The following is a 16,721-nucleotide window of genomic DNA, read 5'->3' as shown; positions in this document are numbered from 1 at the left end:
AGTGCCCGGTGCGTGCCGCCCGTAGGCCGGCTCGCACCGGGCACCCAAATACCCGCACCTCCGCAGACCTTCAAGCAACCGAAGCGATCCGCGTCTTGATGTCGTCCGGCGACAGCGTGCCCTTGGCGGTCACATGGTCGCCCGACGACTCCCCGCGCAGCCGGCGGCCGATCCACGGCACCAGGTACTCGCGCGCCCAGTGCACGTCGTCCCGCCGAACCTCCAGCGTGCCGCGCGGCGGAAGCGGCGGCCAGGGCTGCTCCGGGTCGGCCGGGATCTCCAGCCCGAGGACCTGCCCCGCGCGCAGCGCCACGCGCGTGTGCCCGTCCGCCGACAGGTGGAGCCGGTCGCCGTCCCAGGCCCGCCGGTCCTGAATGCTCTTCAGGGACCACAGGTCGAGCACCGGACAGCCGTGGCGGTCGGCGATGGCCCGCACATGTCCGTTGTAGGTGGCGATCTTGCCGCGCAGACGCTTGAGCACGGGCACGCCACGGGTGTCGAATCCGGTCGTCACCATCACCGTGCCGGCGACGGCGGTGAGCCGCACCACCGCCTGCTCGAAACGCTCGGCGACCTCGTCGGGATCGGTGCCGGGCCGCAGGATGTCGTTGCCGCCGGCGCAGAAGGAGACCAGGTCCGGGGCGAGTTCGAGAGCCTGCGGAAGCTGGTCCGCCACGACCTGGTCGAGGAGTTTCCCGCGCACGGCGAGGTTGGTGTAGTCGAAGTCGCCCTCGGGCCGCCGGTCCGCGAGCAGTACCGCGAACCGGTCGGCCCAGCCGACGAGCGACCCGTCGGGACCGGGGTCGCCGACGCCCTCGGTGAAGCTGTCCCCCACCGCCACGTACGACCCGATCACTGATCTGTTGTCATTCTTCGAATCGTCTGCCACGTCGGCCCATGATTCCCCTTCGGATGTGAGCTACGCGACCGTAGGAAAGGGTTGACGTGCGGTGAGATAAGCCACTCTTCAAGGATTGGTCAAACCAGGAATAGCCCTCTTCTCAGCGCTGTTGAGGCGGCAACTGCCACACCCGGAATCCGCTGATCCGGAAATGGCTCCAGGTGGTCCGGAAGCCGAAGTGCCCGCTCGTATACGGCTGAGGATCGCTGTAGTCGAAGACGAGCCGCCCGTTGTCCCACCACCGGACTCCCGAGCCGTCGGAGACGATCCGGACCCGGTTCGGTTCGTTCGCCACGAGCAGCGGCTCGGTGTAGTCGTACACCAGCGGCCGGACGCCCGCCTCACCGACGTAACGGCGCAGCCTGGTCGTCGTGTTGGTGTTGGCGCCGTAGCCGACGTAGTACGTCTTGAGGTGGTCGTACTCCGCCAGCGCCCCGCTCCGCCGGGTGGCGAAGAGGTCGTCGGGGGAACGGACGTCAACGGCGTTCCAGAAGTTGTTGAGGTCGGAGACCCGGTCGTTGACCCCGCCCGCCGACACCGGTGTGGCGGTGTACTCCAGGACGTACGGCCCTTCGAGCCGCTTCTTGAACCAGACCGTCGCGCCGGCGGGCACGTCGACTTCCAGGGTCCCGCGGGAGGCGGTGACGGTGCCGCCCTGCTCGAGTTCCACCGCCCACTGGCCGAGCCCGTGACGGAAGTCGTCGTGGGCGATCAGCCGGCGGTGGCGTGGCGTGGCGCTCGCGTCGGTCGCGGGGGCGAGGGCAGCCAGGGCGGCGCCTGCGGCCAGGGCTCCGAATGCTCTACGCGTGCTCGTCACGGGAGACGGCTCCTTCCGGAAGGCCGATCGAGGCTTTTACGTCCCCACTCTTCCGTCCCTGGCGACGCCCTGGGCACGCTTGCCACAAAACCGCAATGAAGCGATCACCATGAACGAGCACAGATCGACACACCGAAGGCCGGACCCGGGGATCGGGATCCGGCCTTCGGCAGCGTGTCGGACAAGCAGTCGGGGAATCAGCCGACGGAGACGCCCTTGGTACGGAGGTAGGCGACCGGGTCCACGTCCGAGCCGTAGTCCGGCGAGGTGCGGATCTCGAAGTGCAGGTGCGGACCGGTCACATTGCCGGTCGCGCCCGAGAGACCGACCTGCTGGCCGGCCGTCACGGACTGGCCGTTCGAGACGGAGAGCGAGGACAGGTGGGCGTACTGCGCGTAGTAGCCGTCGGCGAGCTTGACGACGACCTGGTTGCCGTACGCCCCGCCCCAGCCCGCGGAGACGACGGTGCCCGCGCCCACGGCCTTGAGGGAGGTGCCGGTGGGGACGCTGAAGTCGACGCCGGTGTGGTAGCCGCTGGACCACATGCTGCCCGCCGTGCGGTAGGCGGTACCGACGGCGGCACCGCTCACCGGGGTGGTGAAGCCACTGGCGGTGTCGGCGCTCTGGGTGGCCGCCTCGGTCTTCGAGGAGGAGGACCCGGAGGAGGACGACTTCGACGATACGGACGAATCCGACGAAGAAGATGACTTGGACGAAGAGGACGAAGAGCCCGAGGGCGACGAGGACTTGGGTGTGCTCGTCGTGGCCTTCTTGCCGATCGAGAGCTTGAGACCGGGGTGGATCAGCGACGGGTCGGCGCCGACGGCCTCGCGGTTGTCGGAGTAGAGCTTCTTCCAGCCACCGCTGACATTCTGCTCGTCCGCGATCTTCGCGAGATAGTCACCGGCCTGCACGGAGTAGGTCTTCGTGCCCGAGGCCTTCGCGGAGGCCGTCTTTTCGGCCGTCGTCTTTTCGGCCACGTTCTTCATGGTGGCCGGAACGGACGACTGAACGGCCTTTTCCGAGACGGACTGCGGGGTGGCGGCGTTGGCGCCGGTGGCCCCGAGAAGCGGCAGAGCAAGTGCGGCGCCGCCGGTTCCGGCGACGGCGATGGATCGGGTGAAGCGCTGGGTCTTCGGTCGGCGGTGCTTACCCTTGGCGGGCATGGCGAATTCCTCTCCGGCGCCTGCGAGGTGAGCTGTCGGGTGCGGACTGGAGATGCCCGGCCGTACCGAAGTACGGCTTAACCCCTAGCCGTTCCGGAGACCGGAACAGGCGGTTCTACCTGTGGGTCCCCCGCTCCTGCCATGGACGGGTGATTGGTGTGCGGGCTCCGGGCGGCGGCAGGATTGGGCGTCCGTCCGGATCGCTGGTGAACGTAAGCGACCAAGACGCAAAGGGACAAGTAAGTGGTTGCCCGTGAATGTGTTTCTGTTTGGTACCTGAGGGAATTCCCGGTCACCCTCCGTGCTTTCAGGAGGCTCTCTTTGACCAAACACCCTTGAAAACCGCACTAATTACGTGAACATGACGGGCGACGCACGGTCACGAATATGACGCTCCTCACGTGGCACATCCACAGGTCCCCTTATTCCAGACGGAGTTGGAATGAAGGCACCAATTCGGACAGAAGCCCTAGATGCGACGCAACCGGAGAACCGTCGCATCGAGGTCACCGCGCAGCCCCGTCCGCAGTCCGTGATGCAGTAGTACGGCACCTCGGTGAACTTCGCCCGTTTCGAGGCATTCGTACGCTGCTGTCGGGTCGAGGCCACGCAGCCGCAGCACCGGCACCGGCTCGCCGTGATGCTGCGCCTGGAGCCAGGCGAGGACGACGGCCTCGTCACCGAGCACGTACTGCACCGCACTCAGCCCGCCCTGCGGGGGCCGTAGCCGGTAGAGGTCGCCGCGCTGCACGAGGGGCCGGATCTCCTTGTAGCGATCCACCCAGTCGCGGGCCTCGGCCAGCTCCTCCTCGGTCCACTCCGCGAGGTCGCCCCCGACGCCGAGCACCCCGGCCATCGCGCTCACGAAGCGGAACCGCAGCGAGCTTGCCCGGCCGTTGAGCTGGGTGTTGGGGCTGTCGGTGACCCAGGCGGCCATGACCCGGGCGGGGTGGATCTGGCTGAAACCGTGCTGGATGGCGAGCCGGTCGAGCGGGTCGGTGTTGTCCGAGGTCCACACCTGGTCCGTACGGCTCATCACGCCGAGGTCGATCCGGCCGCCGCCACCCGAGCAGGACTCGAAGGCGACGCCCGGGTGGGCCGCCCGCAGCCGGTCCAACAGGCGGTACAGGGCGTGCACGTGGTCGACCCACAGGCGCTGCGGGTAGGGCTCTCCGGGCCAGCCCGCGTCGGTGAAGCAGCGGTTGAAGTCCCACTTCACGTAGTCGATCGGAGCACTGGAGAGGAGCTCGTGGAGCTGCCCCCAGAGGTACTCCTGGACGTCCTCGCGGCCGAGGTTCAGTACGAGTTGATTGCGGAGTTCCGTCCGCTTTCGCCCCGTCTGGTGCTGGACCCAGTCCGGATGGGCTCGGTACAGCTCGCTGTCCGGGTTGACCATCTCCGGTTCCACCCAGATGCCGAACTTCATACCGAGGGCGTGGACGTAGTCGCCGAGCGGCTTGAGGCCGCCGGGGAAGCGGTCGGGGTTGGGCTTCCAGTCGCCGAGCCCGGCGCGGTCGCTGGTGCGGGCCCCGAACCAGCCGTCGTCCACGACGAACAGCTCGACGCCGATCGCCGCGGCCCGCCGCGCCAGCACCCCCTGCTGCTCCTCGGAGATGTCGAACTCCGTGGCCTCCCAGGAGTTGAACAGCACCGGCCGGTCCTGGTCCGCGTCCGGGATGACGTACGCGCGCTGGTAGGCGTGCCAGGCGCGGCTGGCCCCGCCGAAGCCGCCGTCGCTCCACAGGCCGGCGAAGACGGGCGTCGTGAAGGACTCCCCCGCCGCCAGCCGCAGCAGCCCGGAGTCGTCGTACCCGGCCCCGCCGGTGATCTGCACACGCGCGTCCGGGAGTTGGGCCACGGCGATGCGCCAGGACCCGGACCAGCCGAGGGCGCAGCCGTAGACCTCGCCGCGCTCCTCGGTCGCGTCGGTGTCGAGGGCGACCCAGGGCAGGTGCTGGTGCCCGGTGTGGCCGCGGCGGCTGCCGATGACCTTCTCACCGTAGGTGAGGGAAGAGCGCACGAGCCGGGACTCCGCGGCCCAGCGGCCGTGCAGCTGGGACAGCCGCCAGCCGTCACGGTCGGGCAGGGTCCACGTGGCGGAGTCCGCGCGCAGGAGTTCCACGGCGGCGGGCCCGTCGTTGTCGAGCGTCACCCACCGTTCGAGTACGTCGCCCCGCATCCGGTAGTGCAGCGTGATCGCCAGTCCGCCGTCGCGGAACCGCAGCCGCAGCTCGTCGTCCTCGGTCTCGTGCGCCTCGAAGCTCCACTCGGTACCGCGCCCCTCCGACGTGCGCACCGACAGGGCGGGCCGGACGAAGCGGGCGCCGCCCTCGACGGGGTACTCCTCGCGGCCGTCGAGCGGGGACTCGAAGGGCCAGTAGTCGGGCAGCGGGCGTACGGCGAGGGCCTCGGCGTCGACGAGGGCGATGCGCGGCCCCCAGTGGAGGTGCAGGAGCTCGTCGTCGGCGGTGAGGTGGAGGGCGTAACTGCTGGCCGGCCCGGACAGAAGCCACGTGCGGCCGTTCTCGGCAATCTCCGGCATACGTCCCTCACAGATTCGAACAAGCACGAACAGGTCCACTCAAGCACCAACATCATCAAGGGCGGTGAGCCCTCGGTGCAACGCCTGTGGACAACTCGTTGCCCCAGGAACGCATGTCGTATCGTCGAGGGCGTGCCCGTCGTCGAGCCGCGGCGGCGGGACCGAGTGGGGGGAGCCCTAGTGACGCAGCAGGTCCCGTCGACCGAGCCCGAACTGGCCGCCGTGCGCAACTTCCGGGACGTGGGCGGACTGCCGACAGTGGACGGCCGGCGGGTGCGGCACGGAGTGCTGTTCCGCAGCGGCCACCTCGCGCACGCGACCGAGGAGGACGCCGCGTTCCTCGCCTCCCTGGGCCTGCACACGATCTTCGACTTCCGCAATGCCTCGGACCAGAAGTTCGAGGGTCCCGACGTCGAGCTGCCGGGCGTGCGCAATGTGAACCTGCCGCTGAGCGACCCGGCGGACGGCGCCGAGTTCTGGAAGATGGTCCGCGACGGCGACCTCGACCAGCTGCGCGAGCTGCTCTCCGACGACAAGGGCGCGAAGCGGATGATCGCGTCGTACCGCATGATCATCAAGGAGCGCACCGCCGAGCACTCCCAGGTGCTGCACTCGCTCGCCGAGGACAGCGTCCCGGCGCTGATGCACTGCGCCGCGGGCAAGGACCGCGCCGGCCTGTCGATAGCCGTGACGCTGCTGACCCTGGGCGTGGAGCGGGAGGCGATCCTCGCCGACTACCTGAAGTCGAACGCCAGGCACCGCCGCTACAAGGTGCGCCGCAGCAGCACCGCCGCCTCGGCCTACTCCCCCGAGGTCATGGAGCTGCTCAGCCCCCTGTTCGACGCGCGCGCCGAGTATCTGGCGACGGCCTTCGAGACCATCGAGGAGACGTGGGGCAGCGTCGAGGCGTACCTGGAGCAGGGCCTCGGGGTCACTCCACAGATCCGGGAGCGGCTGCGGGAGCGGTTGCTCGACTGACCCTCACTTGGCCTTCACTGCTTGGCCCCGAGCGCGAACAGCAGGTAGATGAAGGCGGCGAAGAGGTGCCCCACCGCGAGGTAGATGATCAGCCGCACCCACAGGGCGCGGGGGAACTTCTCCTCGATGTTGCTCATGGCATGTCTCCAGTCGTGGGGCCGGGGCCCAGGCACAGCGTGGCCGTGGGACTCTGCAGCAGGGTGTGGACGAAGAGGAGCTCGACGCCCCCGCGGCCCTCGGCCACGATGCGGTGCGGGGTCAGCGAGTCGAAGTGCGCGCTGTCGCCCGGGGCGAGCCGGTGGGTGGCGTCCCCAAGGCGCAGCCGCAGCCGTCCCCCAATGACGTACAGCCACTCCTCGCCGGGATGCACGCGCACGATGTCGCCCTGGGAGCCGTACGGCACGTGGACGCGCAGGGCCTGCATGCCGCGGCCGGATGCGCCGGCCTGCCAGTACGTCCAGCCGCCCGCCGCGGTCGGCTCCATGTCGGCGGCGCGGATGACGGCGTCCCGGTCGGCGACCGTCTCGCCGAGCAGCTCCGCGACGGTCGTACCGTATATACGGGCGAGGCCCAGCAGCATCGGCAGCGAGGGCTGGCGCTGCCCGGTCTCCAGACGGGAGAGGTGGGCGGGCGACAGCCCGGCGGCGCGGGCCGCGGCCTCCAGGGTGAGGGAGGCGCGGCGGCGCAGTTCACGCAGCTGCGGTGCCACCAGCGGGACCGCGTCGGCCGAAGGCCCGGGCGGCTCAGGCGGTTCGGGCGGCTCAGGTGGCTCGGACTCGGGAGAGCTCATGCCCTCCATTCAGCCGGAGGCTTGCCTCTGCGGCAAATCTCTTGCCTAAAAGGCAAAACCCTCCAGGACCACCAGGCCCAGAGGCGCCCTCACCGATTGGCGACCGCCTGCTTGATCAGCGTCTTGCTGAAGTCCCACATCAGACCGCCGCCGCTGTGCGCGTCGTCCATAACATCCGTGAAGGCGTCGACGAAGCGGTCCACCTCCCGTTCGCCGATGACCAGCGGCGGGATCAGCTTGATCACCTCCATGTGATCGCCGGAGACCTGGGTGAGGATCCGGTGGCGTTGCAGCAGCGGGACGACCACCATCTGCGCGAAGAGCCCCTTGCGCGCGGCCTGCAGCATGGTCCAACGGCTGCGCAGCTTCAGCGACTTGGGCCTGCCGAACTCGATGCCGATCATCAGGCCCCGGCCGCGGACGTCGGCGAGCAGCTCGTACGTGTCGACGAGTGCCGTGAGCCGGGACTTCAGCAGCTCTCCCATGGCCCGGGCGTTCGCGACGATCTGCTGGTTCTCCATCACCGACAGAACGGCCAGCCCCGCCGCCATGGCCTGCGCGTTGGAGCCGAAGCTCGCCGAGTGGACCAGCACGCGGTCCATGGACGAGTAGACCTTCTTGAAGATCCAGTCCTTGCCGAGGGTGGCGCCGACCGGCACATAGCCGCCGGAGAGCGCCTTGGCCACACAGACCAGGTCAGGTTCGACCCCGTCCTCGTGCTGGTAGGCGTAGAAGTCGCCGGTCCGGCCGAGGCCCGTCTGCACCTCGTCCAGGATCAGCAGCGCCTTGTGCTTGTGCAGCAGTTCCTGGGCGGCGCGCAGGTATCCGGGCGGGGCCTCGTGCACGCCCTTGCCCTGGATGGGCTCGACGACGAGGGCGGCGACGTCGCCCTTCTTCAACTCCCTTGCCAGGGCGTCGAGATCGCCGAGCGCCAGGGCAGTGTCGGGCAGCAGCGGGGCGAATCCGTCCCGGAATCCGTCCTCGCCGTTGACCGACAACGCCCCGGTGGTCAGGCCGTGGAAGGCGTGGTCGCAGTACAGGATCCGTGGCTTCCCGGTGGCGTAGCGGGCGAACTTCAGGGCGCCCTCTACGGCCTCGGTGCCGCTGTTGCCGAAGAACACCCGGTCCAGGTGCGGACTGTGCGCGAGCAGCTTCTCGGCCAGCAGCCCGGGCAGCGGCTGGCAGTCGAAGCGGGTGAGGTCGGCGAGCTGGGCGTCGAGGACGTCGTGCAGCGCCTTGCGGACGACGGGGTGGTGGCGCCCCAGCCCCATCACCCCGAAGCCGGCGAGCATGTCGAGGTACTCGTTGCCGTCCGCGTCCCAGAAGTACGGGCCCTCGGCACGCTCGTAGACCTTGTCGAAGCCGATGGTGCGCAGCATGCGCGGGAGCTGGTGGTTGAGGTGTCTGGTGTGCAGCTCGTAGCGCTCGGCCCCGCGCTCGGCAAGCAGCGCGCCGAGGTCGAACTCCCCGGCCTGCGAGGAGGACGACGCGGGCTTGGCGGTGGTCATTCCTGTTTCTCCTTGGACAGCTCTTCCTGGACGGCCAGGCTCGCTTCCTTGACGGCCAGGCTCGCGCTGATCCGTCCGGCGACCTCGACGGGCGTGAGACCGATGTCGGCGAGCACCTCACCGCGCTTGGCGTGCGCGAGGAACTGCTCCGGGATGCCGAACCGCCGTACGGGGACGTCGACTTCGGCGTCCCCGAGGGCGAGCGCCACCGCGGCGCCGACCCCGGAGGCCCGGCTGTTGTCCTCGACGACGGCGACCAGCCGGTGCTCGGCGGCGAGGCCCGGCAGGGCGGGGTCGACGGGCTTGACCCACCGCGGGTCGATCACCGTGCAGGTGATGCCGCGGGCTTCCAGCAGTTCGGCGGCCTGGAGGCAGACGGGCGCCATCACGCCGACGGCGACCAGAAGGACCTCCGGCTCCCCCGAAGCCGAAGCACGGTGCAGAACGTCCAGTCCCCCCACCCGGTCGATCGCCGGGACGGACGGACCCACCGACTCCTTCGGGAAGCGCACCAGCGTCGGCGCGTCGTCCACCGCGACCGCCTCCCTGAGCTGCGCCCGCAACTGGTCGGCGTCGCGCGGCGCGGCGATCCTGAGGCCGGGCACGACCTGGAGGATCGACATGTCCCACATGCCGTTGTGGGAGGCCCCGTCGACACCGGTGACGCCGGCCCGGTCCAGCACGAAGGTGACGCCGCAGCGGTGCAGGGCGACATCCATCAGGAGCTGGTCGAAGGCGCGGTTCAGGAACGTCGCGTAGACGGCGACGACGGGATGCAGCCCGCCCGTCGCGAGGCCGGCCGCGGACACGGCGGCGTGCTGCTCGGCGATGCCGACGTCCCACACCCGGTCCGGGAAGCGGGCCGCGAACTTGCCGAGCCCCACCGGGTGCAGCATGGCCGCGGTGATCGCCACGACGTCGTCGCGCTCCTCGCCGATCCGCACGATCTCGTCGCCGAACACCGAGGTCCAGGACGGCCCGTTGGAGGGTGCGAGGGGCTCGCAGGTGAGCGGGTCCATCACGCCGACCGTGTGGAAGTGGTCCTCCTCGTGGGCGACAGCGGGTTCGTAGCCGCGCCCCTTCTCGGTCAGGCAGTGGATCAGCACCGGCCCGTGGAAGCGTTTCGCGCGCCTGAACGCGGACTCGACGGCCCCGATGTCATGTCCGTCGATCGGGCCGACGTACTTCAACCCCAGGTCCTCGAACATGCCCTGCGGCGCGAACGCGTCCTTGAAGCCCTTCTTCGCACCGTGCAGGGACTCGTAGATCGTGTTGCCGACCACGGGCGTCCGCAGCAGTACGTCCTTCCCCCAGGCCAGCACCTTCTCGTAGCTGTCGGTCGTACGCAGGGTCGCGAGGTGGTTGGCGAGCCCCCCGATGGTCGGCGAGTAGGACCGCTCGTTGTCGTTGACGACGATGATCAGCGGCCGGTCCTTGGCGGCCGCGATGTTGTTGAGCGCCTCCCAGGCCATACCGCCGGTCAGCGCCCCGTCGCCGATCACTGCGACGACATGGCCCTTCTCGCCCTGCACCTGGCGGGCCTTGGCGAGCCCGTCGGCCCAGCCGAGCGCGGTGGAGGCGTGGCTGTTCTCGATGACGTCGTGCTCGGACTCCTCCCGCGAGGGGTAGCCGGACAGGCCGCCCTTGCCTCGCAGTTTGGAGAAGTCCTGACGTCCGGTCAGAAGCTTGTGTACGTAGCTCTGGTGGCCGGTGTCCCACAGGATGCGGTCGACCGGTGACTCGAAGACCCGGTGGAGGGCGATGGAGAGTTCCACCACCCCCAGATTGGGCCCGAGATGCCCGCCGGTCCTGGCCACCGCATGCACCAGGAACTCCCGTATTTCTTCGGACAGTTCGCCGAGTTCCGCCTCGGACAGCGCCTTCAGGTCGCGTGGTCCCCGGATGTTCTCCAGAATCGTCACGTCGGGCCCCCTATCGGTCCGTGCTGTTCAGCTCACGGTGACGGCCGGCTCCCCCGACGCGACGCCGTCCTGCTCCATCTGCTCGGCGATCTTCATCGCCTCTTCGATCAGGGTCTGAACGATCTTCGACTCGGGGACGGTCTTGACGACCTCGCCCTTCACGAAGATCTGCCCCTTGCCGTTCCCGGAGGCGACGCCCAGATCGGCCTCGCGCGCCTCTCCCGGGCCGTTCACCACGCACCCCATGACGGCGACCCTGAGCGGCACTTCCATGCCCTCCAGGCCCGCCGTGACCTCGTCGGCCAGCTTGTAGACGTCGACCTGGGCGCGCCCGCAGGACGGGCACGACACGATCTCCAGCCGGCGCTGCCTGAGGTTCAGCGACTCCAGGATCTGGATGCCGACCTTGACCTCCTCGGCGGGCGGGGCGCTCAGCGACACCCGGATGGTGTCGCCGATCCCGCGTGACAACAACGCCCCGAAGGCCACGGCCGACTTGATCGTCCCCTGGAAGGCGGGACCGGCCTCGGTGACGCCGAGGTGCAGCGGGTAGTCGCAACTCTCGGCGAGCAGCGTGTAGGCGTTGACCATCACCACGGGGTCGTTGTGCTTCACCGAGATCTTGATGTCGCGGAAGCCGTGCTCCTCGAAGAGCGAGGCCTCCCACAGGGCCGACTCCACCAACGCCTCGGGCGTGGCCTTGCCGTACTTCTGCAGCAGCCGCCGGTCCAGCGACCCGGCGTTGACCCCGATCCGGATCGGCGTGCCGTGATCCTTGGCGGCCCGCGCGATCTCCTTCACCTTGTCGTCGAACTGCTTGATGTTGCCGGGATTGACGCGTACGGCCGCGCAGCCGGCCTCGATCGCGGCGAACACGTACTTCGGCTGGAAGTGGATGTCCGCGATCACCGGGATCTGCGACTTGCGGGCGATCGTGGCGAGGGCGTCCGCGTCGTCCTGCGTGGGGCAGGCGACACGGACGATCTGGCAGCCGGACGCGGTGAGTTCGGCGATCTGCTGGAGGGTGGCGCCGATGTCGGACGTACGGGTCGTCGTCATCGACTGCACCGACACCGGGGCCCCGCCCCCGACCGCCACCGGCCCGACCTGGATCCGCCGCGACACGCGCCGCTCGGCGATCGGCCGGACCGGTACCTCGGGGACGCCCAAGGACACGGCGGTCATGACGTCACTCCCGGTTTCCGGAGACCGTCTCGCGCATGGCGCGCAGCGACTCCTTGAGGGAACCCATGGTGGCGAGGACGGCGGTGGGCTCGTAGCCGCAGTGCGCCATGCAGTTGGCGCAGCGCGGGTCCTTGCCGCGGCCGTACTTGTCCCAGTCGGTGTCCTCGATGAGTTCGCGGTACGTCGGGACGTACCCGTCGCTCATGAGGTAGCAGGGACGCTGCCAGCCGAACAGCGAGTAGTTCGGGATCGCCCAGGCCGTGCACGGGAAGTCGACCTTGCCCTCCAGGAAGTCCAGGAAGAGCGGGGAGTGGTTGAGCCGCCAGCGGCGCCGGTTGCCGCCCGCGAAGGCCTTCTTGAACAGCTCGCGGGTCTGCTCCACGCCCAGGAAGTGTTCCTGGTCGGGCGCCTTTTCATAGGCGTAGGCGGGCGAGATCATCATCTCGTCGACCTTGAGGTCGTCGTTGAGGAAGTTGAGGACCTCGATGATGGTCTGCGGGGTGTCGGTGTTGAAGAAGGTCGAGTTGGTGGTGACCCGGAAGCCGCGCTTCTTGGCCTCCTTGATTGCCTCGACGGCCTCGTCGAACACGCCCTCCTTCGCCACCGACTCGTCGTGCCGCTCCCGCAGCCCGTCGATGTGCACGGCGAAGGCGAAGTAGGGAGAGGGCTTGAACTTCTCCATCTTCTTGCGCAGCAGCATGGCGTTGGTGCAGAGGAAGACGTACTTCCTCTTCGCCACCAACTGCCGCACGATCTCGTCGATCTGAGGGTGCATCAGCGGCTCACCGCCGGCGATGGACACCATCGGCGCACCGGACTCCAGCACCGCCCCGACGGCCTGGGCCACTGGCATGCGCTGCTTGAGCACCCCGGCGGGATGCTGGATCTTGCCGCAGCCCTCGCACGCGAGGTTGCACGCGAAGAGGGGCTCCAACTCCACGATGAGCGGGAACTTCTCCCGCTTGCGGAGCTTCTGTTCGGCCAAGTATGTAGCGACCTTGATGGACTGACGCAGCGGCATGGCCATCTGGCTCACCTCCTGGGGAGCAGCAAGGAACGGTGCCATTCGTAGAAAGCAGGAAGGACGGAACGAAGGACGCGGAAGGCTGATATTCCACCGCGCACCGTGCCGATCCGGACGAGTTCATGTTCTGGAGCGTCCACGACCACCCGGACGGCCGCAACGGGGCGTTCGCCCACGCGCACGGCGCTCAGAAGCGTGGCCGCGGACTCCATGTCGACCGCGATCGCGCCGGTCGCGAGCAGATCCGACCGTTCGTGACCACGTACCACGTGATCGGAGCCGGTGAGGGGCCCGGTGTGGACGGTGCGTCCGGGCAGGGTCCGGACCAGCTCCTTGACGAGCCGGTCGGTCCCGACGCACCGCACGGTGCCGCGCGGATCCCGGGTCTCCTCGGCGACGACCAGGTCGCCGGGGTGCATGCCGGGGGCCAGCCCCGCGCAGAAGCCCGTGGCCAGTACGGCGGCCTCACCGAGCGCCGGGTCGGCCAGCACCCGGGTGACGGAGCGCTCGGCCGCGGCCGGGCCCATACCCGTGCGCAGGACGGTGACCGGCCCGTCGGTGCCGCCGCGGTCGCCGCTGCGCAGCGCGAGGTGCTCGATGCCGAGCGCGCAGGCGATGAGCAGCGGGGCCGGGGCGGGCTGGGGACTCATCAGCTCCCCTTGACCCCGGAGAAGGGCTCTCCGTGGACGTACCGGCCGAGTGCGGTGAGCGGGAACACCTGCCGGTAGAGGTGGTAGTTGATGGAGAAGTCCCAGGGGAACCCGGTGCCGGTGAAGTAGGGCTCGTCCCAGGAGCCGTCCTCGCGCTGGGTGCTCGCGAGCCACTCGATACCGCGCTCGACCGCCTTGGAGTCCCGCTCCCCGGCGGCCAGCAGCGCCATCAGCGCCCACGCGGTCTGCGAGGCGGTGGAGGCACCCCGGCCGCTCCATTCCTTGACGTACTTGTAGGAGCGCAGGTCCTCGCCCCAGCCGCCGTCGTCGTTCTGCACCGACTCCAGCCAGCCCACCGCGCGGCGGATAGCCGGGTGCGAGGCGGGGATCCCGGCGGCGGTCAGGGCGGGGACGACGGACCCGGTGCCGTAGACGTAGTTGACGCCCCAGCGTCCGAACCACGAGCCGTCCGCCTCCTGTTCGGCGAGCAGCCACTCGATGCCGCGCCGGGTGCGCGGGTCGTGCGAGAGTCCCTCGACGGCCAGCATCTCGACGACGTGCGCGGTGACGTCCGCCGACGGCGGGTCGATGACCTCACCGAAGTCGCAGAACGGCAGCCGGTTGGGGAACGGGCTGGTGTTGTCGACGTCGAAGGCGCCCCACCCGCCGTTCTTCGACTGCATCCCGAGGTTCCAGCGCACCCCGCGCCCGATCGCCCGCTCCAGCCGCTCCGGGTCGTGGTGCCTGACGCGGCGCAGCGCGAGGACCACCTCGGCGGTGTCGTCGATGTCGGGGTAGTTGTCGTTGTGGAACTCGAACGCCCAGCCGCCCGGGGGCAGTCCGGGCCGCTTGACCGCCCAGTCGCCCGGCCGGACGATCTCCTCGCCGAGCATCCAGTCCGCCGCCTTGACGAGCTGCGGGTGGTCGGCGGGAAGGCCTGCGTCGGCGAGCGCGATGGTCGCCAGGCAGGTGTCCCACACCGGCGACTGGCAGGCCTCGATCATCCGGGCCCCGTCCTCGCGCCACACCGCGTACCGGTCCAGCGACTCGAGTCCGGCGCGCATCACGGGATGCTGGAGGTCGTAGCCCAGCAGGTGCAGGGCGATGACCGAGTACACGGCCGGCGGCTGGATCCCGCCCCAGCAGCCGTCGTTCTCCTGCCGCTCGACGATCCAGCGCGCGGCCGTGTTCATCGCGGCCTTGCGGAGCCGGCGCACGGCGACCGTGCGGTAGCCGCGCACGACCTTGTCGAGCCGCTGGAAGAGACCGTCCCAACTCGTCGGCGGAGCCAGGGGCTTGGGCGGGTTGGGATTGGCGGCGTCGGTGTGCAGCTCGTCGAGCGCGAACGGCGCCGGACGCACCGGACGCTTCGCCGAGACGACGGTGAGCGGCACGATGGTCTGCCGCGCCCAGCACCCGAAGTTGTAGATGTTGAGCGGGAACCACTTGGGGAAATAGATGAGCTCGGGCGGGAGTTCGGGCAGGTCCTCCCACTTCCACCAGCCGAACAGCGCCAGCCAGATCCGGGTGAACACGCGGGAGGCGGCGATGCCGCCCCGCTCACGGACCCAGGCGGACGCCTTCGCCATGTGCGGCGCGTCCGGCGCGTCACCGGCGAGGCGCAGGGCGACGTACGCCTCGATGGTGGTGGAGAGTTCGCCGGGTCCGCCGTAGAAGGAGGCCCAGGCGCCGTCCTCGCGCTGCTCGCCGCGGATGAACAGCGCGGCGGCGTGGGTGGTGGCCTCGTCGCGGATGCCCAGGAACTGACGCAGCAGCAGATCCTCGGCATCCATCGTGACGTTGGTCTCGAGGTCGCCCTTCCACCAGCCTTCGGCGTCCTGCCTGGCCAGCAGGAAGTCGGTGGCGCGCTGGACGGCGCGTACGGCGGCGTCGTGCACCCCGGCCGCCACGGGGGTGTTGATGTCGGTTTCGCTGGCCGCGGCAGCGCGGGGCGGCAGGGCCCCGGTGCTTCCGTCGGTCGTCGCTGTCATGGCTTCCCCTTCGTGCAGTGTGCATACGGTGCGTCTGCTGTGGGTCCGCCGTCGGCCGGTGCTTTTCTTCCTCGCAACACCGGCCGGCGACTACGCGAGGGCTATTCGACCGATAATGATCATCTCTTTCGTACGACGACGAAGTCGGCGAGTGCCGTGAACTGCGCCCGCACCCGGTCGGGCATGTCGACGGCATCGAGGGCTTCGATGGCGATGGTGTGCTGACGTCGTGCTTCCTCGGCGGTCCACTCGCGGCCGCCCGCCTTCTCGATGAGGGCGGCACGGGCCGCGAACTCCTCCTCCGAGAAGTTCTCGAAATCGCTGCTCTTGGCATCGGCGGCGAGGAGCTCGCCGAGCCGCTCGGATGCGGCACCGCTCGCCGCGAGCGCGGCCACGACCGGCAGGGACTTCTTGCGCTGGCGCAGGTCGCTCCAGGTCTGCTTGCCGGTGGCGACCGGGTCGCCCCAGATGCCGAGCAGGTCGTCGACGGCCTGGAAGGCGAGGCCCAGGTGGTAGCCGTACTTCTCCAGGGTGTCGGCGGTGCGGTCGTCCGCGCCGCCGAGCACCGCGCCGATGGAGCTGGCGCAGGCCAGCAGGGCGCCGGTCTTGTTGCCCTCCATCTCCAGGCACTCCTCGACGCTGACGCGGTCGCGGTGCTCGTAGGAGATGTCCTGCGCCTGGCCGTCGATCAGGGCGCGGGTGGAGGTGGTCAGACGGCGGGTGGCGCGACCGGCCTCGACGGTGCCGAGCTCCAGCAGGACCTCGTTGGCCAGGGCGAACAGGGCGTCGCCGACCAGGATCGCCTGGGCCGGTCCGTGCACCTTCCAGACGGTGTCGCGGTGGCGGCGCTGTTCGTCGCCGTCCATCAGGTCGTCGTGCAGCAGCGAGAAGTTGTGGACCAGCTCCACGGCGACGGCGCCGGGGATCCCGGCCTCGGGCGCGGCACCGGTGACCTCCGCGGAGAGCACCGCGAGGGCGGGGCGTACGGCCTTGCCGCCGTCCCCGTCCGCCGGGTTGCCCTCGGCGTCGATCCAGCCGAAGTGGTAGGCGGCGACCGTGTCCATGGGAGATGCCAGGCGGTCGATGGCCGCCCGCAGTACCGGTGTGGCAAGGGTCCGGCCGCGCTCCAGGAGCGCGGTCACGTCCACCGCGGTCCTCCGAGCGGCCGTCGAGGCCGGGGGCACAGTGGGCACAGTCTCTCCTCTTGTTGCGGTACCGAAGGTGCGGGGGCCTGACGTGCCCTGCTG

The 16,721-nt window shown here is 69.6% G+C and carries 14 protein-coding genes and 1 riboswitch; of the genes, 1 reads left to right on the top strand and 13 read right to left on the bottom strand.

Features of this window, described 5'->3' with window-relative positions:
• Positions 1–70: 70 nt before the first annotated feature.
• From AC5P09_RS37160 to AC5P09_RS37145, 4 genes are all read right to left on the bottom strand, one after another.
• Positions 71–856, bottom strand: a complete 786-nt coding sequence (locus AC5P09_RS37160) for an SGNH/GDSL hydrolase family protein (RefSeq protein ID WP_493878129.1) — start codon at positions 854–856, stop codon at positions 71–73.
• A 145-nt stretch (positions 857–1,001) separates the two neighbouring features.
• Positions 1,002–1,718: a DUF6250 domain-containing protein gene (locus AC5P09_RS37155; protein ID WP_493878112.1), complete on the bottom strand. Its 717-nt coding sequence runs from the start codon at positions 1,716–1,718 to the stop codon at positions 1,002–1,004.
• A gap of 197 nt (positions 1,719–1,915) precedes the next feature.
• On the bottom strand, positions 1,916–2,884 hold the full coding sequence (locus tag AC5P09_RS37150; protein ID WP_493878111.1) for a M23 family metallopeptidase: 969 nt from the start codon (positions 2,882–2,884) through the stop codon (positions 1,916–1,918).
• A 2-nt stretch (positions 2,885–2,886) separates the two neighbouring features.
• Positions 2,887–3,046, bottom strand: a riboswitch (cyclic di-AMP (ydaO/yuaA leader).
• Between the two features lie 307 nt (positions 3,047–3,353).
• Positions 3,354–5,426, bottom strand: coding sequence for an alpha-galactosidase (locus AC5P09_RS37145; protein WP_493878110.1), 2,073 nt, complete (start codon positions 5,424–5,426; stop codon positions 3,354–3,356).
• A gap of 180 nt (positions 5,427–5,606) precedes the next feature.
• Between AC5P09_RS37145 and AC5P09_RS37140 the strand changes: the two genes are divergently transcribed.
• Positions 5,607–6,404 carry a tyrosine-protein phosphatase gene (locus AC5P09_RS37140; RefSeq protein WP_493878109.1) on the top strand — a complete coding sequence of 266 codons (798 nt, stop codon included), beginning with the start codon at positions 5,607–5,609 and terminating at the stop codon, positions 6,402–6,404.
• 14 nt (positions 6,405–6,418) lie between these two features.
• Here AC5P09_RS37140 and AC5P09_RS37135 read toward each other — a convergent pair whose 3' ends face one another.
• The 9 genes from AC5P09_RS37135 to AC5P09_RS37095 all read right to left on the bottom strand — a co-directional run bounded on the left by AC5P09_RS37135 (position 6,419) and on the right by AC5P09_RS37095 (position 16,658).
• Positions 6,419–6,541: a DUF6126 family protein gene (locus AC5P09_RS37135; protein ID WP_493878108.1), complete on the bottom strand. Its 123-nt coding sequence runs from the start codon at positions 6,539–6,541 to the stop codon at positions 6,419–6,421.
• A complete protein-coding gene (locus AC5P09_RS37130) occupies positions 6,538–7,194 on the bottom strand; it encodes a helix-turn-helix domain-containing protein (RefSeq protein WP_493878107.1) in 657 nt (218 codons plus the stop codon). The genes AC5P09_RS37135 and AC5P09_RS37130 overlap by 4 nt, the downstream gene beginning before the upstream one ends.
• Positions 7,195–7,283: 89 nt before the next feature.
• Complete coding sequence (locus AC5P09_RS37125) at positions 7,284–8,702, bottom strand: aspartate aminotransferase family protein (RefSeq protein ID WP_493878106.1); 1,419 nt, start codon at positions 8,700–8,702, stop codon at positions 7,284–7,286.
• The gene (gene dxs / locus AC5P09_RS37120; protein ID WP_493878105.1) at positions 8,699–10,624 is read right to left on the bottom strand and encodes a 1-deoxy-D-xylulose-5-phosphate synthase; all 1,926 of its coding nucleotides are present in this window, start codon (positions 10,622–10,624) and stop codon (positions 8,699–8,701) included. Before dxs ends, AC5P09_RS37125 begins: the two co-directional genes overlap by 4 nt.
• Before the next feature lie 27 nt (positions 10,625–10,651).
• On the bottom strand, positions 10,652–11,809 hold the full coding sequence (ispG, locus tag AC5P09_RS37115; RefSeq protein WP_493878104.1) for a flavodoxin-dependent (E)-4-hydroxy-3-methylbut-2-enyl-diphosphate synthase: 1,158 nt from the start codon (positions 11,807–11,809) through the stop codon (positions 10,652–10,654).
• Positions 11,810–11,813: 4 nt separating this feature from the next.
• Positions 11,814–12,836: an adenosyl-hopene transferase HpnH gene (gene hpnH / locus AC5P09_RS37110; RefSeq protein ID WP_493878103.1), complete on the bottom strand. Its 1,023-nt coding sequence runs from the start codon at positions 12,834–12,836 to the stop codon at positions 11,814–11,816.
• Between the two features lie 5 nt (positions 12,837–12,841).
• Complete coding sequence (locus AC5P09_RS37105) at positions 12,842–13,483, bottom strand: phosphorylase family protein (protein WP_266450420.1); 642 nt, start codon at positions 13,481–13,483, stop codon at positions 12,842–12,844.
• The gene (gene shc, locus AC5P09_RS37100; RefSeq protein WP_493878102.1) at positions 13,483–15,474 is read right to left on the bottom strand and encodes a squalene--hopene cyclase; all 1,992 of its coding nucleotides are present in this window, start codon (positions 15,472–15,474) and stop codon (positions 13,483–13,485) included. Before shc ends, AC5P09_RS37105 begins: the two co-directional genes overlap by 1 nt.
• 119 nt (positions 15,475–15,593) lie before the next feature.
• Positions 15,594–16,658 carry a polyprenyl synthetase family protein gene (locus AC5P09_RS37095; protein WP_493878128.1) on the bottom strand — a complete coding sequence of 355 codons (1,065 nt, stop codon included), beginning with the start codon at positions 16,656–16,658 and terminating at the stop codon, positions 15,594–15,596.
• Between the last annotated feature and the right edge of the window lie 63 nt (positions 16,659–16,721).

This window comes from Streptomyces sp. a15, assembly GCF_059026085.1.
The sequence above is the reverse complement of the archived record's forward strand: the minus strand, read 5'-3'. Positions and strand labels throughout refer to the sequence as shown.